The 17,817-nt window shown below is 62.4% G+C and carries 17 protein-coding genes; 5 read left to right on the top strand and 12 right to left on the bottom strand.

The genetic code is table 11. The annotated features are described in order from the left end of the window. Positions 1-139: 139 nt before the first annotated feature. The 9 genes from Q0S16_RS09970 to Q0S16_RS09930 form a co-directional block, all read right to left on the bottom strand. Positions 140-1,030 carry a protease modulator HflC gene (locus Q0S16_RS09970; RefSeq protein WP_295847672.1) on the bottom strand — a complete coding sequence of 297 codons (891 nt, stop codon included), beginning with the start codon at positions 1,028-1,030 and terminating at the stop codon, positions 140-142. After that, the gene (hflK, locus tag Q0S16_RS09965) at positions 1,027-2,172 is read right to left on the bottom strand and encodes an FtsH protease activity modulator HflK (RefSeq protein ID WP_295847670.1); all 1,146 of its coding nucleotides are present in this window, start codon (positions 2,170-2,172) and stop codon (positions 1,027-1,029) included. Before hflK ends, Q0S16_RS09970 begins: the two co-directional genes overlap by 4 nt. 150 nt (positions 2,173-2,322) lie before the next feature. Then, on the bottom strand, positions 2,323-2,841 hold the full coding sequence (locus Q0S16_RS09960) for a dihydrofolate reductase (RefSeq protein WP_295847667.1): 519 nt from the start codon (positions 2,839-2,841) through the stop codon (positions 2,323-2,325). After that, on the bottom strand, positions 2,838-3,248 hold the full coding sequence (locus Q0S16_RS09955; RefSeq protein ID WP_295847665.1) for a hypothetical protein: 411 nt from the start codon (positions 3,246-3,248) through the stop codon (positions 2,838-2,840). Before Q0S16_RS09955 ends, Q0S16_RS09960 begins: the two co-directional genes overlap by 4 nt. Further along, positions 3,227-3,631: a HEPN domain-containing protein gene (locus Q0S16_RS09950; RefSeq protein WP_295847664.1), complete on the bottom strand. Its 405-nt coding sequence runs from the start codon at positions 3,629-3,631 to the stop codon at positions 3,227-3,229. The genes Q0S16_RS09955 and Q0S16_RS09950 overlap by 22 nt, the downstream gene beginning before the upstream one ends. 3 nt (positions 3,632-3,634) lie before the next feature. Beyond that, entirely contained in the window at positions 3,635-4,429 is a 795-nt protein-coding gene (locus Q0S16_RS09945; protein WP_295847663.1) for a thymidylate synthase, read from the bottom strand. Positions 4,430-4,601: 172 nt separating this feature from the next. After that, positions 4,602-5,597: a tripartite tricarboxylate transporter substrate-binding protein gene (locus Q0S16_RS09940; protein ID WP_295847660.1), complete on the bottom strand. Its 996-nt coding sequence runs from the start codon at positions 5,595-5,597 to the stop codon at positions 4,602-4,604. 114 nt (positions 5,598-5,711) lie between these two features. Beyond that, complete coding sequence (locus Q0S16_RS09935) at positions 5,712-7,277, bottom strand: tripartite tricarboxylate transporter permease (RefSeq protein ID WP_295847659.1); 1,566 nt, start codon at positions 7,275-7,277, stop codon at positions 5,712-5,714. 7 nt (positions 7,278-7,284) lie between these two features. Beyond that, positions 7,285-7,785, bottom strand: a complete 501-nt coding sequence (locus tag Q0S16_RS09930) for a tripartite tricarboxylate transporter TctB family protein (RefSeq protein ID WP_295847656.1) — start codon at positions 7,783-7,785, stop codon at positions 7,285-7,287. A gap of 494 nt (positions 7,786-8,279) precedes the next feature. Here Q0S16_RS09930 and Q0S16_RS09925 point away from each other — a divergent pair, with 494 nt between their 5' ends. The 4 genes from Q0S16_RS09925 (at position 8,280) to Q0S16_RS09910 (ending at position 11,112) form a co-directional block, all read left to right on the top strand. Next, positions 8,280-8,798, top strand: a complete 519-nt coding sequence (locus Q0S16_RS09925; RefSeq protein ID WP_295847654.1) for a ClpXP protease specificity-enhancing factor SspB — start codon at positions 8,280-8,282, stop codon at positions 8,796-8,798. Positions 8,799-8,895: 97 nt separating this feature from the next. Continuing rightward, on the top strand, positions 8,896-10,347 hold the full coding sequence (gene fumC / locus Q0S16_RS09920) for a class II fumarate hydratase (RefSeq protein ID WP_295847651.1): 1,452 nt from the start codon (positions 8,896-8,898) through the stop codon (positions 10,345-10,347). A 322-nt stretch (positions 10,348-10,669) separates the two neighbouring features. Then, positions 10,670-10,858, top strand: coding sequence for a DUF4169 family protein (locus Q0S16_RS09915; RefSeq protein ID WP_295847649.1), 189 nt, complete (start codon positions 10,670-10,672; stop codon positions 10,856-10,858). Next, positions 10,855-11,112, top strand: a complete 258-nt coding sequence (locus Q0S16_RS09910) for a ribbon-helix-helix domain-containing protein (RefSeq protein ID WP_295847647.1) — start codon at positions 10,855-10,857, stop codon at positions 11,110-11,112. The genes Q0S16_RS09915 and Q0S16_RS09910 overlap by 4 nt, the downstream gene beginning before the upstream one ends. Positions 11,113-11,172: 60 nt before the next feature. Here the strand turns inward: Q0S16_RS09910 and Q0S16_RS09905 are convergent, their stop codons facing one another. From Q0S16_RS09905 to Q0S16_RS09895, 3 genes are all read right to left on the bottom strand, one after another. Next, entirely contained in the window at positions 11,173-14,829 is a 3,657-nt protein-coding gene (locus tag Q0S16_RS09905; RefSeq protein WP_295847646.1) for an AsmA-like C-terminal region-containing protein, read from the bottom strand. A 247-nt stretch (positions 14,830-15,076) separates the two neighbouring features. Continuing rightward, on the bottom strand, positions 15,077-15,709 hold the full coding sequence (locus Q0S16_RS09900) for an outer membrane beta-barrel protein (protein ID WP_295847645.1): 633 nt from the start codon (positions 15,707-15,709) through the stop codon (positions 15,077-15,079). Between the two features lie 452 nt (positions 15,710-16,161). Further along, a complete protein-coding gene (locus Q0S16_RS09895; RefSeq protein WP_295847643.1) occupies positions 16,162-17,577 on the bottom strand; it encodes an FAD-linked oxidase C-terminal domain-containing protein in 1,416 nt (471 codons plus the stop codon). Positions 17,578-17,658: 81 nt separating this feature from the next. On the opposite strand from Q0S16_RS09895, the gene Q0S16_RS09890 reads away from it, so the two are divergent. Next, positions 17,659-17,817: thioesterase family protein (locus Q0S16_RS09890; protein WP_366517819.1), on the top strand; the 159-nt coding region annotated here is incomplete at its 3' end.

Genomic DNA, 17,817 nt, shown 5'->3' with positions numbered 1-17,817 from the left:
CTCCCGAACCGTTTGCACCCTAAGCGCATTTTTTTCAAAAAAAGAGGCGCGCCTTTCAGGGCGCGCCTCTCCTTTAGATCAGAGCGACAGCGAACGCAAAACTGCAGTTCGAGCCGGCCGATCGATCATGGCTTGTGGTTTACGGCTTCGCCTCGGCCGCCTTGCCGGTCGGATTGGCGAAGAAGCGGAAGAACTCCGAATCCGGCCGCAGCAGGAACCGAGTGTCGTTGCCCTTCAAGCTGTTTTCATACGCCGTCATGGAGCGGTAGAAGGCGAAGAAATCGGCGTCCTTGCCGTAGGCTTCCGCGAACAGCCGGTTGCGCTCGCCATCGCCGGTACCGCGAACGGTTTCGGAGGTGGAGTTGGCCTCGGCGATGATCACCGTGGCTTCGCGATCCGCCTTGGAGCGGATCTCCTGCGCCTTCTGGCCGCCCTGCGCACGGAATTCAGCGGCTTCGCGCTGACGTTCCGTCTGCATCCGCTGATACACCGCCTGGCTGTTCGCCTCCGGCAGATCGGCGCGGCGGATGCGAACGTCCACCACCGAGATGCCGTAGCCGTCGGCTTCCTTGTCGAGCTGATCGCGGATCTTGTTCATCAGGGCTTCGCGCTCGTCGCGCACCACCTGGATGAAGGTCACCTCGCCCAGCACGCGGCGCAACGATGCGTTGAGCAGCGTGGTCAGCTGGATGTTGGCTCCCTGGATCGACCCGATGCTCTGATAGAAGCGCAGCGCGTTCTTGATGCGGTAGCGGGCGAAAGCATCGACCACCAGCCGCTTCTGATCCGACGCGATGACTTCCTGCGCCGGATTTTCAAGATCGAGGATGCGCTTGTCGATCGAGATCACGCTGTCGATGAACGGCATCTTGAAGTTCAGACCGGGTTCGGTGACCACGCGGACCGGCTCGCCGAGCCGGACCACGAGGACCTGTTCGGTCTGCCGAACAGTGAAGATCGTGCTGTAGCCGACAATAATGACGGCCAGCAGGACGATCAGGGCGACGATGCCCGAGATACCGGTCTTCATCGGGTGCTCCCGCTAGGCTGAGGCTGACCTGATGTCGCCGGGGGCTGACGACGCGGCGTCAGTTCGTTGAGGGGAAGATAGGGTACGACACCTTGGGAGGCGGCGCCGCCATCATAGACCAGCTTCTCGGCATTGCCGAGGATCCGCTCCATGGTTTCAAGATAGATACGCTGACGGGTCACGTCGGGCGCCTTCTTGTACTCGTCGTAGACGTTCAGGAAGCGCGAGCTCTGGCCCTTGGCCTCGGCGATCGCCTGCTCCTTGTAGCCTTCCGCGACCTGCAAAATCTGCGAAGCACGTCCGCGCGCATCGGGAACGACGCGGTTGGCATAGGTCTGGGCTTCGTTCTGCAGGCGCTCGAGGTCGGCACGGGCGGCCTGCACGTCACGAAACGCGTCGATCACCTGGGCCGGCGGATCGACTTTCTGCATCTGCACCTGCTGCACCAGAACGCCGGCACCGTAGCCGTCGAGCGTCTTCTGCATCAGTTCCTGCACATTGGCTTCGGTCGTGGTACGGGCGCCGGTCAGAACCGGCTGGATGTTGGCCCGGCCCACCACTTCGCGCATCGCGCTCTCGGCGACCGCTTTCACGGTACCTTCGGGGTTCTGGATGTTGAACAGGAAGTTGCCGACACCGTCCGGCTTGATCCGCCACAGCACCGTGAAGTCAACGTCGACGATGTTCTCGTCGCCGGTCAGCATCAGGCTTTCCTCGGGCACATCACGCATGGTGCGGCCGCGGCGCGAGGGATCGTCGCCGAGCGTCATGCCAATGCTGAGCGTCGAGACGCGCAGCGCCTTCGGCAACAACACCGTCTCGATCGGATAGGGCAGATGGTAGTTCAGGCCGGGCTGCACGGTGCGAACATGCTTGCCGAAGCGCAGCACGACGCCGAGCTCTTCGGACTGTACCTTGAAGAAGCCGGACAGGCCCCAGATCACCAGCGCGGCGACCAGCACCAGGGCGATGCCCATGCCGCTGACGAAGCCACCGGGCAGCAGCGACTGCAGGCGGTCCTGACCGCGGCGCAGCAGATCCTCGAGATCAGGCGGCCTCGGTCCGGACGATTGCGGGCCAGAACCCCATGGTCCCTTGGGTCCCGCGTTCCACGGACCTCCGCCTTGATTCTTCCACGGCATTCACAATCTCCTCCGCGCGGGCCGGGCATACCGGTCACGCCGCATCTGGACGGTTTATAGGGGACGGACCCGTCTCTTACAACGCAGGGCCCGGAGAGCTGGAGCTATGCTTAAAGCCACAATTGTCAATGTTAACAGTCGCAAACGACGTTAATACAAGCGGCGTCGGCGATATGTCACATAGGAGAAGTCGGCGCTGTCAGCGGCCGAGGCGGACTGGCGCTCCCGCGCCGCTTCTTCCCATACCGCGGGATCGATCGCCGGCAGATACGTATCGCCATCCGGCCGGGCATGGACCTCGGTGATTTCCAGCCGGTCGGCGAGCCCCATCCACTGCGCGTAGATCTCCGCGCCGCCGAGCACCGCGATCTCGGTGGCAGAACGCCGCAGCGCGTCGCCGAGCGCGGCGTCGCGGGCGGCGTCGAACGAGGTCGTCACCACCGCGCCCGCTGCCTGGTAAGCGGCGTTGCGGGTGATGACGATATTGGTGCGGCCGGGCAGCGGCCGTCGCGGAAACGATTCGAACGTCTTGCGGCCCATCACGATCGGCTTGCCCATGGTCATCGCCTTCAGGCGCTGCATGTCGGACTTCAGCCGCCACGGGATCGCATTGCCCTGCCCGATCACGCCATTCTCGGCGACGGCCACGATGAGGATGACAGAGATCACGATGCGACCGAGAGGTGCGTCATCAGTTCGGGCTTGAAATATACCGGGATCACGCTCTCGAAGAATTGGCCGCCCGTAAAGGTCATATCGATGCGCACTCCGATATAGGGGTCTATCCGAATGTAGGCACCGAGGACTTTGGCACGTTCGATCTGATGGCTATCTACCCGGGTATCGGAGAGCGCGAATACCGAGCGATAGGGATTCTGTGCAAGCAGATCGAGCGCCTTCATTAGCAAGACGCTTTTCTGATCCGCCGAAGGGGGCACCAAGATCAACGTCCACTGACCATCCTCTTCGCGAAACTGCCAGTATGAAGCCAGCAGCGGGGCACCCTGCGCGATCAATTTGTCAACGAGTTTGGTTGAGGCGTTGAACTTCGAGTCTACAAGCGATTCAATAGCCATTTTAGCAATCCTTCATTGCCACTGATTGCGTTCAGCATTGCCGATGCCTCATCTGTTGTCCAAGCCCTGTAACGAGCCTGCTCCGACCATTCCGAAGCAACCGTCCAGGAGCCGGACAGCGTCTTGTCCGCTTTTATTTCATGCTCTAATCCCGAAAGACGGAGCAACTCGATCAGCTTGTGCGTGTAGACGCTATTGACCAGTGATTTATCAGGTATTTCGTCAGCCTTAAAGCGGGTGGCGATGCTTGCCTTGAGGGCGCATTCAACCGCATACCCAGCCAGATAATAGGCGCCCGACGGATAACCTTGCGCGAGCAACAGTGTCGCCTCAGCAAGGCGTTCTTCAGCCAATTGCTGGAACGTGGCCCGATCCTGCGCCATGGCCTACACCGCCACTTCCGCCTTGATATGCGGATGCGGGTCGTAACCTTCGAGCGCAAAATCCTCATAGCGAAACGCAAAGATGTCCTTCACCTCCGGATTGATCGTCATCACCGGCAGCGGGCGCGTGGCGCGCGTCAGCTGCAGCCGGGCCTGGTCGAGATGGTTGGAGTACAGATGCGCGTCGCCCAGCGTATGGATGAAGTCGCCCGCCTTCAGGCCGGTGACCTGCGCCACCATCATCGTCAGCAGCGCATAGGAGGCAATGTTGAACGGCACGCCGAGAAACACGTCGGCGGAGCGCTGGTACAGCTGGCAGGACAGCTTGCCATTCGCGACATAGAACTGGAACAGGCAATGGCACGGCGGCAGCGCCATTTTGTCGACGTCGGCAGGATTCCAAGCCGTCACGATCAGCCGGCGCGAATCCGGATTGCGCTTGATCATCTCGACGACACCCGCGATCTGGTCGATCGCCCGGCCGTCGGCCGCCGGCCAGGATCGCCACTGCGAGCCATAGACCGGCCCGAGATCGCCATTGGCGTCGGCCCATTCGTCCCAGATCGAGACGCCATTGTCCTTGAGATATTTGATGTTGGTGTCGCCGGCCAGAAACCACAGCAATTCGTGGATGATCGCCTTCAGCGGCAGCTTCTTGGTGGTCAGCATCGGGAACCCGGCCGCCAGGTTGAAGCGGGTCTGGTGGCCGAACACCGACAGCGTGCCCGTCCCGGTGCGGTCGTGCTTTTCGGCGCCGTCGGCGAGGATTCGTTCGAGCAGGTCGTGATACTGATTCATGGTCGGTTTCGAAGCCTCGTGAGCCGGCGAACCTAGCGCCCTACGGGCCGCCGGACAGCCGGAATCCGGCGTCGTCGAAGGATTATACCCGGAAAAGTGGCCCCTGCCCCGCCAACGACAAGGGCCGGATCCCCGCGGAACCGGCCCCTGAAATCACCTCAAACGCGGCGAATTACATCGCCGGCTTCAGCACCGCCGACCACTTGGCCACCTCGGTCTTTACCAGTTCGGCCAGCGCCGCCTGGGTCCGGCCTTCCGCCTTGGGGATGTCGGAGCCGAGATCGAGCAGGCGCTTACGGACGTTCTCGTCATCCAGCGCCTTGACGGCCGCGGCGTTCAGCTTGGCGACGATGGCCGGCGGCGTGCCCTTCGGCGCGAAGATCGCGTTCCAGGCGGAGACCTGGTACTTCGGCAGACCGGCTTCCGTCGTGGTCGGCAGGTCCGGCAGCGAAGGGTTGCGCTCCGGCGTGGCCACCGCATAGGCCTTGATGGTGCCGCCATTGATCTGCGGCACGGCATTGACGATCTGGTCGCACATGTAATCGACCTGGCCGCCGACCAGCGCGTTCATCGCCGGTCCCGTGCCGTTGAACGGCACCCCGGTCGGCTTGATCTCGAGCACCGAGCTGAGCAACTCGCAGGACGAATAGGACACCGAGCCGATACCCGCATGAGCCATGTTCAGCTTCTCGGTATTGGCCTTCACGTAAGTAACGAATTCCTTGAGATCCTTGGCCGGAAAGTCCTTCTTGGCCAGGATCAGGATCGGCGTGCCGGCCAGCAATGCGACCGGTTCGAAATCCTTTTCGGGATGATAAGCGAGCTTCGGATATAGCGGCACCGCCGCCGCATGGGTGCCCATATGGCCGGTGATCAGCGTATAGCCGTCCGGAGCGGCGCGCGCGGCGCGGGTCGTCGCGGTAGTTCCGCCGGCACCGACCACGTTCTCGATGATAATGGTCTGGCCCAGCGTCTTGGCCATGTCGGCGGTGACGATACGGGCAATGATGTCGGTTGGGCCACCGGCCGCGAACGGCACGATCATGGTGATCGAGCGGGTCGGATAGTCCTGAGCCTGGGCGGAAACCGCGGTCGGGCCAAAACTGACGACGGCAATACCGGCCAGGGCAAACCCAGTGGCCGCGAGCGTGCATTGAAGGCGCTTCATCATGTATCTCCCCGAAATTTTTATCGCACCGCCAGCGCGCTGCATTCGGAGAAACTCAATACAGCACGCGGCCCGAAGTCCATTCGACTTCGGGCCGCGGTGCTTCGTCGCAGGTCAGCTTTCGGATTCGACGAACACCTCGTCGCGCTTCTTCCGCAGCGACGGCAGCAGCGCCAGTACCAGCAGGAAGGCCGACAGCGCCATCAGGCTGGCCGACAACGGACGGGTGAAGAACACCGTGCCATCGCCACGCGAGATCAGCAGCGCCCGGCGCAGGTTCTCTTCCATCAGCGGACCCAGCACCATGCCGAGCAGCAACGGCGCCGGCTCGAAATCATGCTTGATCAGCCAGTAGCCGAGCAGACCGAAGATGCCGGCCAGCACCACATCCATCGGCGCGTTATTCACCGAATAGATGCCGATGCAGCAGAACACCACGATCGACGGGAACATCAGCCGGTACGGTACCCGCAGCAGCCGGACCCAGATTCCGACCAGCGGCAGATTGATGATCAGCAGCATCAGATTGCCGACCCACATCGAGGCGATCATGCCCCAGACAAGTTCCGGCTGCTTCTGCATCACCTGCGGACCCGGCACGATGCCGTGGATGGTCATCGCGCCGACCATCAGCGCCATCACCGCGTTGGGCGGGATGCCCAGCGTCAGCAGCGGGATGAACGACGTCTGCGCCGCGGCATTATTGGCGCTTTCCGGCGCCGCGACACCCTCGATCGCGCCGCGGCCGAACCGCGACGGATCCTTGGCGAGCTTCTTCTCCAGCGTATAGGCCGCGAACGACGCGATCACCGCGCCGCCGCCCGGCAGGATGCCGAGGATCGAGCCCAGCACCGTGCCACGAAGAATGGCGGGCGCGGAATCGATCATGTCCTTGCGGGTGGGCATCAGGCCCGTAACCTTGTCCTGGACCAGGTCGCGGTCGCTCTCGCCGCCGGCATCCAGGTTGCGGATGATCTCGGCGAACCCGAACAGGCCCATCGCCACGGTGGCAAAGCCAAGGCCGTCGGCCAGTTCGGGAATGTTGAACGACATCCGCGACGCGCCGGTTTCAATGTCGGAGCCGACCATCGACAGCAACAGGCCAAACACGATCATCGCGATCGCCTTCAGCACCGAGCCCTTGGCCAGCACCACCGCGAAGATCAGGCCGAGTACCATCAGCGAGAAATATTCGGCGGGGCCGAACGCCAGCGCGAGCTTGGTCAGCGGCGCGCCAAGCAGCGCGATCAGCACCGTTGCGACGCAGCCCGCGAAGAACGAGCCGATGGCGGCGATGGCCAGCGCCGGGCCGGCACGGCCCTGCTTGGCCATCTGGAAGCCGTCGAGCGCGGTGACCACCGAACTCGCCTCGCCCGGAATGTTGACCAGGATCGAGGTGGTGGAGCCGCCATATTGCGCGCCGTAATAGATGCCGGCGAGCATGATCAGCGCGCCGACCGGCGGCAGACCGAAAGTGATTGGCAGCAGCATGGCCACGGTGGCGATGGTGCCGATGCCCGGCAGCACGCCGACCAGCGTTCCGACCAGTGCACCGATCAGGCAGAGCAGGATGTTGATCGGAATGGGAATCGAGATGCCATGCAGAAACGCCGGGGTCCACTGCACGAACTGGAAAACGACGCCGAAGCCGAGGCTGAGATTGGAAAAGAGATCGCCCATGATGCCCTCAGCGGTTCAGAAACGCAGGCAGCATCTGCAGCGGCAGACCCAGCGCGTAGGGAAATAGCAGGGCGCAGCCCGTCGTCAGACAGACACCGACGATGAAAGTCTCCTTCCACTGGGTCTCATGCGTGCCCAGCGCTGCGATCATGAAGCTGGCCATCGCCGAGAAGACCATACCCATCGGACGGATGCTGACGGCGAAGGTCAGCACCGACAGCGCGACAAACAACGGTCCGCGCCAGGCATAGACCGCCAGCGCGGGGCCCTCCGTCAGGATCCCCACCAGGGTGATGCCGGCGCCGAGCGCCAGCAACAGCACGCCGAACATCCGCGGTGCGGTGCCGGCCCCGAACGAGAAGCCGCGCATGCCCTGAAGGTCGCTGGACGCCCAAAGCGCAAACAACGCGATCGCGACCAGAGCAAGCCCCCCGAAGAAGTCCTGCGGACCCCTTATCCAGTCTGGCAAAATGGATTGTTCCGGCACATGGCTCGGCGCATCACTCATCGGTACTTCCCCCTATAAAGAGCTTTCAGCCCAGTATTGAACGGCGGCTTCGCAGCGTTCAAGCTACGCCTGCCTAGCCATTTTCAATACAGAATACCAGCGAAACCAAGACCGCGGCCGGTAACGACAACCTTGGCGGGTTGAACCGGTCGACAGACGTCCGATCCGCTGCAAATTCAACAACGGCACCTGAATTAGGGCCAACGCGACGGCCCTGATTCACGGCCCGTGAGCTGACACGATCCGCAAACCTCGATGAACGGCGGAGCCGGCCACCGATCGTCAACGACCTTCGGGACGCCGGATGGCGGGAATCCCGGGGAAAAGCGTTTGGCGGCTTTATCCGCCCCAATTTCCCCCCTATATAAACGCAGCGGTCGCTTGGACTGCTGACCTCCGGCGTCAGCCGGGGTAGAATGGATGGATGGCGCGAGTCGGCCTCGGCGTCGCCACCATCCGCAAGTGGCCTTTTCGAAACGCGACGGGACTGACCAATGGCAACCGATCACATCCGATATGACATCCTGGCGCGCGACGCCTTGCGTGGTGTGCTGCGTCGCGTGCTGATCGACGCCGCGGAGCACGGGCTGCCCGGCGAACACCATTTCTTCATTACCTTCGTCTCCACTGCCGAAGGCGTCAAATTGTCGCCCCGCCTGCTGGCGCAGTATCCGGAAGAAATGACCGTGATCCTGCAGCATCAGTTCTGGGACCTCGTAGTGACCGAGGATCGTTTCGAGGTCGGCCTCTCGTTCAATGGCATTCCGGAGCGGCTGGTAGTGCCGTTCAATTCGATCAAGAGCTTCTTCGATCCGTCGGTGCAGTTCGGGCTGCAGTTCGAGCCTACCGACGCAGCGGCCGAAACTGCCACCGCCGCCGAGACCTCGGCCGTCGCAGCCGCTTCCGCGCTGGCTGCCCCCGCGGCCGTGCCCGCGGAACCGTCGGAAGAGGAACCGGTGAAACCGGGCGAAGGCGCCGAAGTGGTGCGTTTGGACCGCTTCCGGAAGAAATAATCGAGACCACGGTATAGGGTGTCTGAGCCGCGCTCGCGCGGCGTCATTCTCCCGCGCCGCTCCCGGCATGGATCGCGGCCGCTCAAGGACCGCTGCCATGACCCGGTTACCCGGCAAGCTCCCCAAAAAATCCCTCAACAAGAGCCTAGCCCCGATCTCGGCGGCGACCCGCACGGAGACCGATAGCTTCGGTCCGATCGAGGTCGCGGCCGATCGCTACTGGGGGGCGCAGACGGAACGGTCGCGGCAGAATTTCCGCATCGGCCATGACCGCATGCCGATGCCGATCATCCGCGCGCTGGGGATCGTCAAACTTGCCGCGGCGGAAACCAACCTCGAACTCGGCCTGCTCGAACCAAAGCTCGCCCGCGCGATCGTCAAGGCCGCCCGCGAGGTCATCGACGGCGAATTCGACGACCACTTCCCGCTGGTCGTCTGGCAGACCGGATCGGGAACCCAGACCAACATGAACCTCAACGAAGTCATCGCCAACCGCGCCAGTGAATTGCTCGGCGGCGAACGCGGTAGCAAGAAGCCGGTTCATCCCAACGATCACGTCAATATGAGTCAATCGTCGAACGACTCATTTCCGACCGCGATGCACATTGCCGCAACCCAAAGTATACTTCACGACATGATCCCCGCTTTGAGCGAACTTCACATCGCACTGCGGAAAAAAGAAAAGGCATTTGCCAAAATCGTGAAGATCGGACGCACGCATACGCAGGATGCGACGCCGCTGACGTTGGGCCAGGAGTTTTCCGGCTACGCCGCGCAGGTCGAGAGCGGCATTGCACGATTGCGCACCGCCGTGAAAGACCTCTACCCGATCGCACAAGGCGGCACCGCCGTCGGAACCGGACTGAATTCAAAACCACGGTTCGCAAAACTGTTCGCAGCGCATGTCAAAACAATCACCGGGCTGCCGTTCTACACGGCGCCGAACAAGTTTGAGGCGCTGGCATCCAACGACGCTTACGTATTCGTTCATGGTGCCATCAACTCGGTCGCGACCGGCCTTTTCAAGATCGCAAACGACATCCGTCTGCTCGGTTCCGGGCCTCGTTCAGGGCTAGGCGAACTCATCCTTCCGGAGAACGAACCGGGCTCCTCCATCATGCCAGGAAAGGTAAATCCAACGCAATGTGAAGCAATAACAATGGTATGCTGCCAGGTATTTGGACACCACACGACGATTACCATGGCTGGAAGCCAAGGCCATTTCGAATTGAATGTGTACAAACCCGTACTGGCGCATTGCATGATGCAGTCCATTCAATTGATCGCGGACGTCGCGCGCTCATTCACCGAAAACTGCGTCAATGGAATCCGCGCCGATGAAAAACGCATTCATGAATTGATGGAACGATCACTGATGTTGGTCACCGCGCTTGCGCCGAAGATCGGTTACGACAACGCGGCAAAGGTGGCAAAAGTCGCCCACGCCAATGGCACAACACTGAAGGAAGAAGCGCTGCGATTGGGATTTGTTACATCGACTGAATTTGATCGACTCGTTCAGCCGGTCAAAATGATACAGCCCAGCTGAGCTGCGCGGTGGAGTCACGCCTGATTGAGAGTGACTTCTCGAGGAAATAGTTATATCTCATACGTTCTTAATGCTGAGAACGATTGCCTATCGTCACAACTTCTCACCGTGATAGATTTTTACCGCGATAGAGCAGAAGGTGACAGCGTAGCGATTTTTGCTGGATTATATTTTTAAGGTGTTTGATAGACAACGGAGTTATTTTAGGATGGACCTCGAAACAAAACACGCCTCCGACCCGTATAATTATTACTCGACTAATTACTACTCGGCGAAAGCAGAGTTTCACGCTCCATCAATTTTTTGAATGACGGGAGCGATCATGGGCGACCTGATCAACCTGAACCGATTTAAGAAGCGCGGTGAACGAGAACAGTCGGCCAAGCAAGCTGATCTGAACCGCGCGCGGTTTGGGCGAACCAAATCCGAACGATCTCTGGAACAACAACGCACAATCCGTGCGAACAATATGCTGGATCAGCATCACATCGATGGCGAGGACGCATCATGAAATCGCCCGTAGTTAAACGATCTATCGTCGTTGCCGGTCACAAGACCAGCGTCAGCCTCGAAGAGGCTTTCTGGAACGGCATGAAAGAAATATCGAATCTTCGAGACATGACGCTTTCGGAACTGGTCGGTGAGATCGACACCAATCGCCAGCAGGGCAACCTGTCCTCGGCGATTCGGCTCTTCGTGCTTGATTACTTCCGAACGCGCGCGGTGCCACATCCGCGCGTACAGGAACACAGCGCTACACTCTAGGCGCCGTTAATCCCGTATGACGGAATAAAATTCCTTCATCCGGTGTGACGATGCCCCGATTTAAAATGTGGGACGTGAAGTCGCCCCGGTTGAAGGTGTCAGTACCAGCGGCGGCGTGGGCCGGGGCTTCGAGGCGCGCGCGGCCCCGGGCGCTGGCCGGATCTCGATCGGCGCCGGCAGCGGCGCGAGTTGCTGATTGACCAGTGGTGACCCGATCACGGGCGCGGCTACAGGTCGCGGCGCGCTTGGCTTGGCCGGTGCCCGTCGTGGAACAGGTATCTCCAACGTCAATGGCGGCGCCGTCTGCAACGCAGCGGAGGGATCCGGCGCGGCTTCGGAGGGCGGAACAGGCAGCGGCGAAACCTGCGCCGCTGCAGGCCCGCCGCGCTCCATCGAATCGAGCCGGCGCGTCTCGCGATCGATGGCGCGAATCGCCAGCCAGGAAGATAGCGCCGCGACATCGATGGTTCGATCGAGGCGGTCCGGCGATCCCACGACGAACACCTGAATCTCCGGACGAATGCTCGACGATCCCGTCGCCGTCAGGCTGGCACGAATATCCGCCTGATCGGCGGCAATGTCATAGCCGCCGGAGATGATGGCGCGCGCGCCCTCGGCCTCCAGCGTGGTCGCGCCGACGCGCAAGCGACCATCCTTGACGATGAAGGGAATCTGCGCGGATGCCACCGCCAGCGTGCCCGCCAACAAAGCCGGCTCGACGATTTGTCGCAGCCGCGTATCGTTGGTCGCCTGGCCGCTGTCACTGGCGCGCATGGCGACCTCGAAGGCCCTGGGGTCGAGTCCCGCAATGCGCGCGTCGTCGACCGTCAGCAATCCATTGCCCGACAAGGCACCCTCCAGCGCCGATGCGCTGCGCCCCTGGCTGGAAAGTGTCATGCGCAGCGAGGCACGGCCGGCAGGCACCGTCAGCGAGCGGTAGCGCAACGCCGCGCTGTCGACGTTCGATAGCTGCACATGGGCATTCAGCGCAAAACCGGACAGCGCCGGTTTGAGGTCCAGGTCCGCGGTGATGTCTCCGCCGCCGACAGTTCCCCTGAGGGCTTCGATACTCAGCGATTGGCCATCGCTCTTGAGCACGGCGCTGACGGGCCGAACCTCGCCGCCGCCCGGCAACACGCCGCGCAGCGCCTGAAACGCCAGTTGCCCGCGCCAGCCCTGCAGCAGGCCGCGGCCAAGCGGCTCGGTGGCATCGTGGCCCCGCACGCCGATCGCCAGCGCGAAAGCCGGGCCGAGCTCGATCGTATCCATGCCAAGCTGCGCATCGATCGATTTATCGGCACCCAGCGTCAGCGCGACACGGCCGCGAAGCCGCGAGCCGGCCACCATGCTGTCAATGTCCCCGAAAGTCAGCTTGTTATCGACCAGGGTGACGCGCGACGACAGGCTGAGATTTTGCGCGAGCCCGTCCGTTGGTTTGAGGTTGAGGAGCGGAGCCAGATTGCCACGACGCAGGGTGAGCGCGATCGCGGCCTTCGGCTCGCCCCACGGCTCCGCCGTACCCTCGGCATCGGCATCGAGCTCGGTCCCGGAAAGCCGGGCTTTGACCTGCAGCGGCGCGCGCCAGATCCCGGATGCCGCCCCCTGGAAGCTGATCGGCGCGTCGCCGGCGGCAATCATGGAATCAATCCCGAGCAGCGCAAGCAGGGAACGACCCGGCCCGGCCAGGCTGGACTCGACGGACCATTCGCTGCGCGCCAGCGCGTTGAAATCAATACTGCGAACTGCCGTGACTGCCGGCTTCACGGTGAGGCTGGCAGCCCCTTTGAGCTGCGGCGTTTCAACCTCCAGCGTCACCCGCGCGCTGCCGCGGTCTTCGCGCTGCTGGTCCTTGCCGAGATCGAGCGCCAGTTTGACGCGGACGGCCCCGCCCGCTTGGGGCAGCGCCCTCAGCCTCGCGGCGAAGGCCGGCGCCAGCGGCGCGACCATGCTGGTGATCTGGCCGAGCGATGCGGAGGCCGCGGTAATTGCCAGCCTCCCGGTGGAATCGGTTCGATCAAAGGATCCGCTACCATCCAGCATCAGGCCGGAGGCCTCACCCACCCGAAGACGGTCGAGCGATATCGTCTTGGGACCATAGCCGAGCTGCGCCACAAAGGGACGCATCTCCTGCCCCGCGGACGTCGCACGGCCGATGTCCAACGACAATCGCCCGGCCTCCGGCCATTCGGCCTTCGGTCCGCCGAGCGACCGGATCAGTGCGCCCGCCGGATCGAGGTCAAGCCGGTCGGCTTTCAGATCCGCGTCGAATCGCGATCCGCCATCGGCCGATGGCGCCGAGAACGCCACACGGCCCTCCACTGTGCCGCCGTCAATTTCCGCCTTCAGCGCCTCGACGGCGAACCGCCCGGACGACGCCGTGACGTTGCCTCGCAGCCGTAACGGCTTCTGGTTGCGATAGGTGACTTCGCTGCGCCCCTGCAACCAGGCCGATAGCGTATCCGGGTCGGTCGAGTCGACGCTCATTGTGCCCTTGAAGCTGCCCGCCGGCCCCGGCGCCGCGACCTCGCCGCTCAACACCACCCGGGTGTTGCCGGGCGCGCGCATTTCCAGTTCATCGACCGTCCACGCGGCCGCGGTGCCGCGCAGGTCCGCGCCGATGTTCTGCAGCGGCCTTCCCCCCAGCATGATCTGTTCGGCGCTGATCTCGATCTGGGTAGCCAGCGGCGCCAACGGAATCCCGGCGGTTAGCCTGCGCAGCGCCGGCAGCAATTTGATCGGCTCGCTGGTTGCGTTGTCCTTGGCCAGCAGCCGATCGGCATCGAACTGCTTGATCGACAGCACGGCGTGCAACAGCGGCGACGCGCCAAAGCGCAGATCGGCGACGCCGGCGAGTTTAAGGGCGACGTCCTCACTGCCATAGCTCGCCTCGACACCTTCCAGCAGCGCGCTCGCCGGATCGGCCTTCAGCTTCGCCGCAACGCGCCAGGGCGCCGGAAGCTTGTCTTCGGCGCTCTTGATCTTGAGTCCGAGCGGGCTTCCCAGCACCAGCGCGCCCTCGAAATGCGGGACGCGGCCTTCAAAACTGACAACGCCATCGAGATCGATCGACAGCGGCCGCTCGGCGGGATCGACAGTAAGCCGAACCCGTGTGCCGCTGCCATCGCTGGTCTGGCCCGATGACAGGCGGAACGGATAGCGCACGCCCGACAGCGTGGCGTTGCCATCCCCGCGCATCGCGCCCGCGGCGAGCGACCGCACATCGCCGCTGAACGCGACATCGGTCAGTTCCACCATGCTGCGGCTTACGGCGTCATGCAGCGCCACGCGGCCGGTGATATTGAGCCGGTCGATCGCAAGGGCGCCGAGATTGAACGGCCCGGTCGAACTGGGCAGATTGATCTGGCCCTGCGCATCGAGGCCGAGATCGACCGCGGCGCCGTTGATGGTCAGTTCGGTGGCGCGCCATTCGCCGCGCATCAGGGCGCTCAGGCTAAATTCGACATCGAGCTTTTCCGCCCGGATCTTGCCGAGATCCCTCGCCCCGCCAACCACGATGGAGCGCAGGCGCAGCGACGGCGCCGGCAGCAGGCGCGCGTCCAGCGAGCCGGCAACGCGCACCGGCGAGCCGACCACGCGCGTGGCCTCCGCTTCAAATTGCTGGCGGAACTGATTCCAGTCGATGAAGAACGGGCCGATCAGAGCGGCCACCAGCGTCATGATAAAGGCTATCGCCAAGCCGAGCAGCGTCGTCTGCACGGAATCTCCCCTTGCGCATCCCCGGCGAGATACTGCGCGCCCTGACATTCAAGGCGCATCCCGATGCGCGGCACGCCAGCATGGCGCGTCGCGCCCGCGGATGGTCGCACTGAATCGTCACCGGATCGACCGCTAATATAGGGGGAAGTGTGGCAAAGTGACAGCGCAAGCCGGCGCGCCGGCTGCCGCCGATGTCATTCATGATCCGGCAGGCCTGCCCTGCCGGATCATCCGTCGCATCGATTGATCAGAACTTGTAGCCGAGACCGGCGCGCACGGTGTGCATTTCGTTCTTGAAATCGGCACGGTTGCCGTCGCGGTTATACAGCGTCACATTGCCGTAGTCGGTGTAGGTGTATTCACCACGACCGAACAGGTGATCGGTGAAGGCGTATTCGATGCCGCCGCCGACCGCCAGACCGGCGCGCACCTGGTCGTCCCAGACCACTTGCTCGCCCGCATTGCGGCCCTTCTGGATATCATTGCTGATATTGGCGAAGCCGACGCCGGCGGTGGCGAACAGCAGCGCGCGATCGAAGGCGTAGCCGACGCGGCCACGCACCGAACCGAAAGCACCATACTTGGCCAGCGACGAGTCATTGTCGTAGATCTCGTTGGAGACCTGCGCGCTCGATTTACCGAAATCGGCTTCGGCGCCGATCACGAAGCGGTTGGCGAACTGATAGTTGTAGCCACCGAAAACGCCGAAGGCGGCGCCATCGGCGCCCTGCTCGGAATGACCGTGATTGTTGTTGCGATACAAGTCAGAAGACCATACGCCATGCGAACCGCCGGCGAAAACACCGGCGTAAAAACCAGACCAGTCATAGGCCGGCGAACCATAGGCAGCCGCGACTGGCGCGACCGGCGCAAGTCGCATGTCCGCCGCATGAGAAACTGTCGCAGCCAAAAGTAGTCCGCAACTAACAATCGCTCCACGATACAAAAACTTCATTGTCACCCCTGAAATTACAAACTCATACAACTGATGTTGCAAGAGCTTCACTGGTGGCCAAGTCAGGCGATACCATGTTGAACTCGGGCGACGATGTGATCGAAAAATGGAATTTTAAGACCGCGTGGAGCATGTGCGAAAAAGCCACGCGCGTGTTTCGACAAACGCCTGTCAGGCAAGCATTTTTCGCGGTCGCACGGGGATGATGCCAAAACAACACGTCGCACTAATTTCTGGGCGACGGTCGCATCCGGGGATGCCACCCATACCGGCATATAGCGCTCACTCAACTACGATTGCGGGCCACATGGCGCCGATCACGCCGGGCGTGCGCGCTCACAAAGCGCGCCGGATGAAGGATCCGGCGCCGCCTCGCGTCAAAATTGTGGCAGGATTTTTCCAGGATTGAAAATATTATGCGGATCAAGGGCCTGCTTGATCGCGCGCATCGATTCCAGCGCCTCGATTCCGAGTTCGGCCTGCAGGTATTTCTGCTTGCCCTGGCCGATACCATGTTCACCGGTACAGGTACCGCCCATCGCCTGGGCGCGCTTGACCAGGCGATACATGAAGTCCTCGGCACGGGCGACTTCGCCGGCGTCATTGGGGTCGCAGACCATCGAGCAATGAAAATTGCCGTCGCCGACATGGCCGACGATCGGCGCCAGCAGGTTCATCCGCGCCAGATCCTCCTCGGTCTCGCTCACGCATTCGGCCAGCCGCGAGATCGGCACACAGACATCGGTGGCCGCGACGTCGGAGCCGGGCCGCAGGCTTTTCACGGCCCAATAGGCGTCGTGGCGCGCCTGCCAGAGCTTGGTGCGATCTTCCGGACGCGTCGTCCAGGTGAACGCGCCGCTGCCGCAGTCTTCAGCGATCTCGCGAAAATTCTTCGATTGCTCGGCGACGTCCGCCTCGCTGCCATGGAATTCCAGCAGCAGCAGCGGCGTCTCCGGCAGCGTCAATTTCGAATAGGCGTTGCAGGCACGGACCTGGGCTTCGTTCAGCAATTCGATGCGCGCCACGGGAATGCCGGTCTGGATCGCCAGAATCGTGGCCTGGCAGGCGCCGGCAACGGTCGCGAACGAGCATGCCGCCGCGGCAATGGTCTCGGGAATGCCGCGCAGCTTGATGGTCAATTCGCTGATAATGCCGAGTGTGCCTTCGGCGCCGACGAACAGATGGGTCAGGTCATAGCCCGCCGATGATTTTTTCGCCCGGGTGCCCGTCTTGATGATCTCGCCGTCGGCGCGCACCACTTTCAGCGCCAGTACATTGTCGCGCATGGTACCGTAACGCACCGCATTGGTGCCGGAGGCGCGGGTCGAAGCCATGCCGCCCAGCGACGCATCGGCGCCGGGATCGATCGGGAAAAACAGGCCCTGGTCGCGCAAATTCTCGTTCAACGCCTTGCGGGTGACGCCGGGCTGGATCACGCAATCGAGGTCCTCGGCATGGACTTCGAGAATCCGGTTCATGTCGCGCAGGTCGATGCAGATGCCGCCGGCCGGGGCGTTGACCTGCCCTTCCAGCGAGGTGCCGGTGCCGAACGCGATCACCGGCACGTGGTTGGCAGCACAAATCCGGACCACATCCTGAATGTCGGCCGTGTCCTGCGCCATCACCACCGCATCCGGCGGCTGGTTTGCCAGCCAGGTGGTGGTATGGCCGTGTTGCTCGCGCACGGCCTGTGACGTGATGAGGCGGTTGCCGAACCGGGCCGCCAGCGATTCAAGAGTAGTGGCCAGCGCGCCAGGCTCTGGTCGTTTCAGGTTTTGGACAGGTGCAGCCACGTGAAATTCCTCCGGCACGCGGGACCGTGGCAAAGGATGTATAACGGGTCAAGGACGTTGCAACGGTAGAGCGGGAATGGAATGGCGATCACGAACACGCAAAACGACCATCCGCAGGGACAGTCAAAGCTATTTCAGTCATCGGTGATGCGCATCGAGCCGGACTGGATCGACTACAATGGCCATCTGAACATGGCCTATTACAACGTGCTGTTCGATCGGGCGATCGACGAATTATGG

The organism is Tardiphaga sp., from assembly GCF_025356345.1.
Lineage (GTDB): Bacteria > Pseudomonadota > Alphaproteobacteria > Rhizobiales > Xanthobacteraceae > Tardiphaga.
Note: the sequence above shows the minus strand (reverse complement) of the source record. Positions and strands in the feature narration are given on the sequence as shown.

Coding starts and splice junctions, on each gene's coding strand:
- hflK (WP_295847670.1), bottom strand. CDS start 2,172: ATGCCGTGGAAGAATCAAGGCGGAGGTCCGTGGAACGCGGGACCCAAG.
- fumC (WP_295847651.1), top strand. CDS start 8,896: ATGACCCGGTTACCCGGCAAGCTCCCCAAAAAATCCCTCAACAAGAGC.
- Q0S16_RS09935 (WP_295847659.1), bottom strand. CDS start 7,277: ATGGGCGATCTCTTTTCCAATCTCAGCCTCGGCTTCGGCGTCGTTTTC.
- Q0S16_RS09970 (WP_295847672.1), bottom strand. CDS start 1,030: ATGAAGACCGGTATCTCGGGCATCGTCGCCCTGATCGTCCTGCTGGCC.
- Q0S16_RS09925 (WP_295847654.1), top strand. CDS start 8,280: ATGGCAACCGATCACATCCGATATGACATCCTGGCGCGCGACGCCTTG.
- Q0S16_RS09940 (WP_295847660.1), bottom strand. CDS start 5,597: ATGAAGCGCCTTCAATGCACGCTCGCGGCCACTGGGTTTGCCCTGGCC.
- Q0S16_RS09915 (WP_295847649.1), top strand. CDS start 10,670: ATGGGCGACCTGATCAACCTGAACCGATTTAAGAAGCGCGGTGAACGA.
- Q0S16_RS09950 (WP_295847664.1), bottom strand. CDS start 3,631: ATGGCGCAGGATCGGGCCACGTTCCAGCAATTGGCTGAAGAACGCCTT.
- Q0S16_RS09910 (WP_295847647.1), top strand. CDS start 10,855: ATGAAATCGCCCGTAGTTAAACGATCTATCGTCGTTGCCGGTCACAAG.
- Q0S16_RS09930 (WP_295847656.1), bottom strand. CDS start 7,785: ATGAGTGATGCGCCGAGCCATGTGCCGGAACAATCCATTTTGCCAGAC.
- Q0S16_RS09945 (WP_295847663.1), bottom strand. CDS start 4,429: ATGAATCAGTATCACGACCTGCTCGAACGAATCCTCGCCGACGGCGCC.
- Q0S16_RS09900 (WP_295847645.1), bottom strand. CDS start 15,709: ATGCGACTTGCGCCGGTCGCGCCAGTCGCGGCTGCCTATGGTTCGCCG.
- Q0S16_RS09955 (WP_295847665.1), bottom strand. CDS start 3,248: ATGGCTATTGAATCGCTTGTAGACTCGAAGTTCAACGCCTCAACCAAA.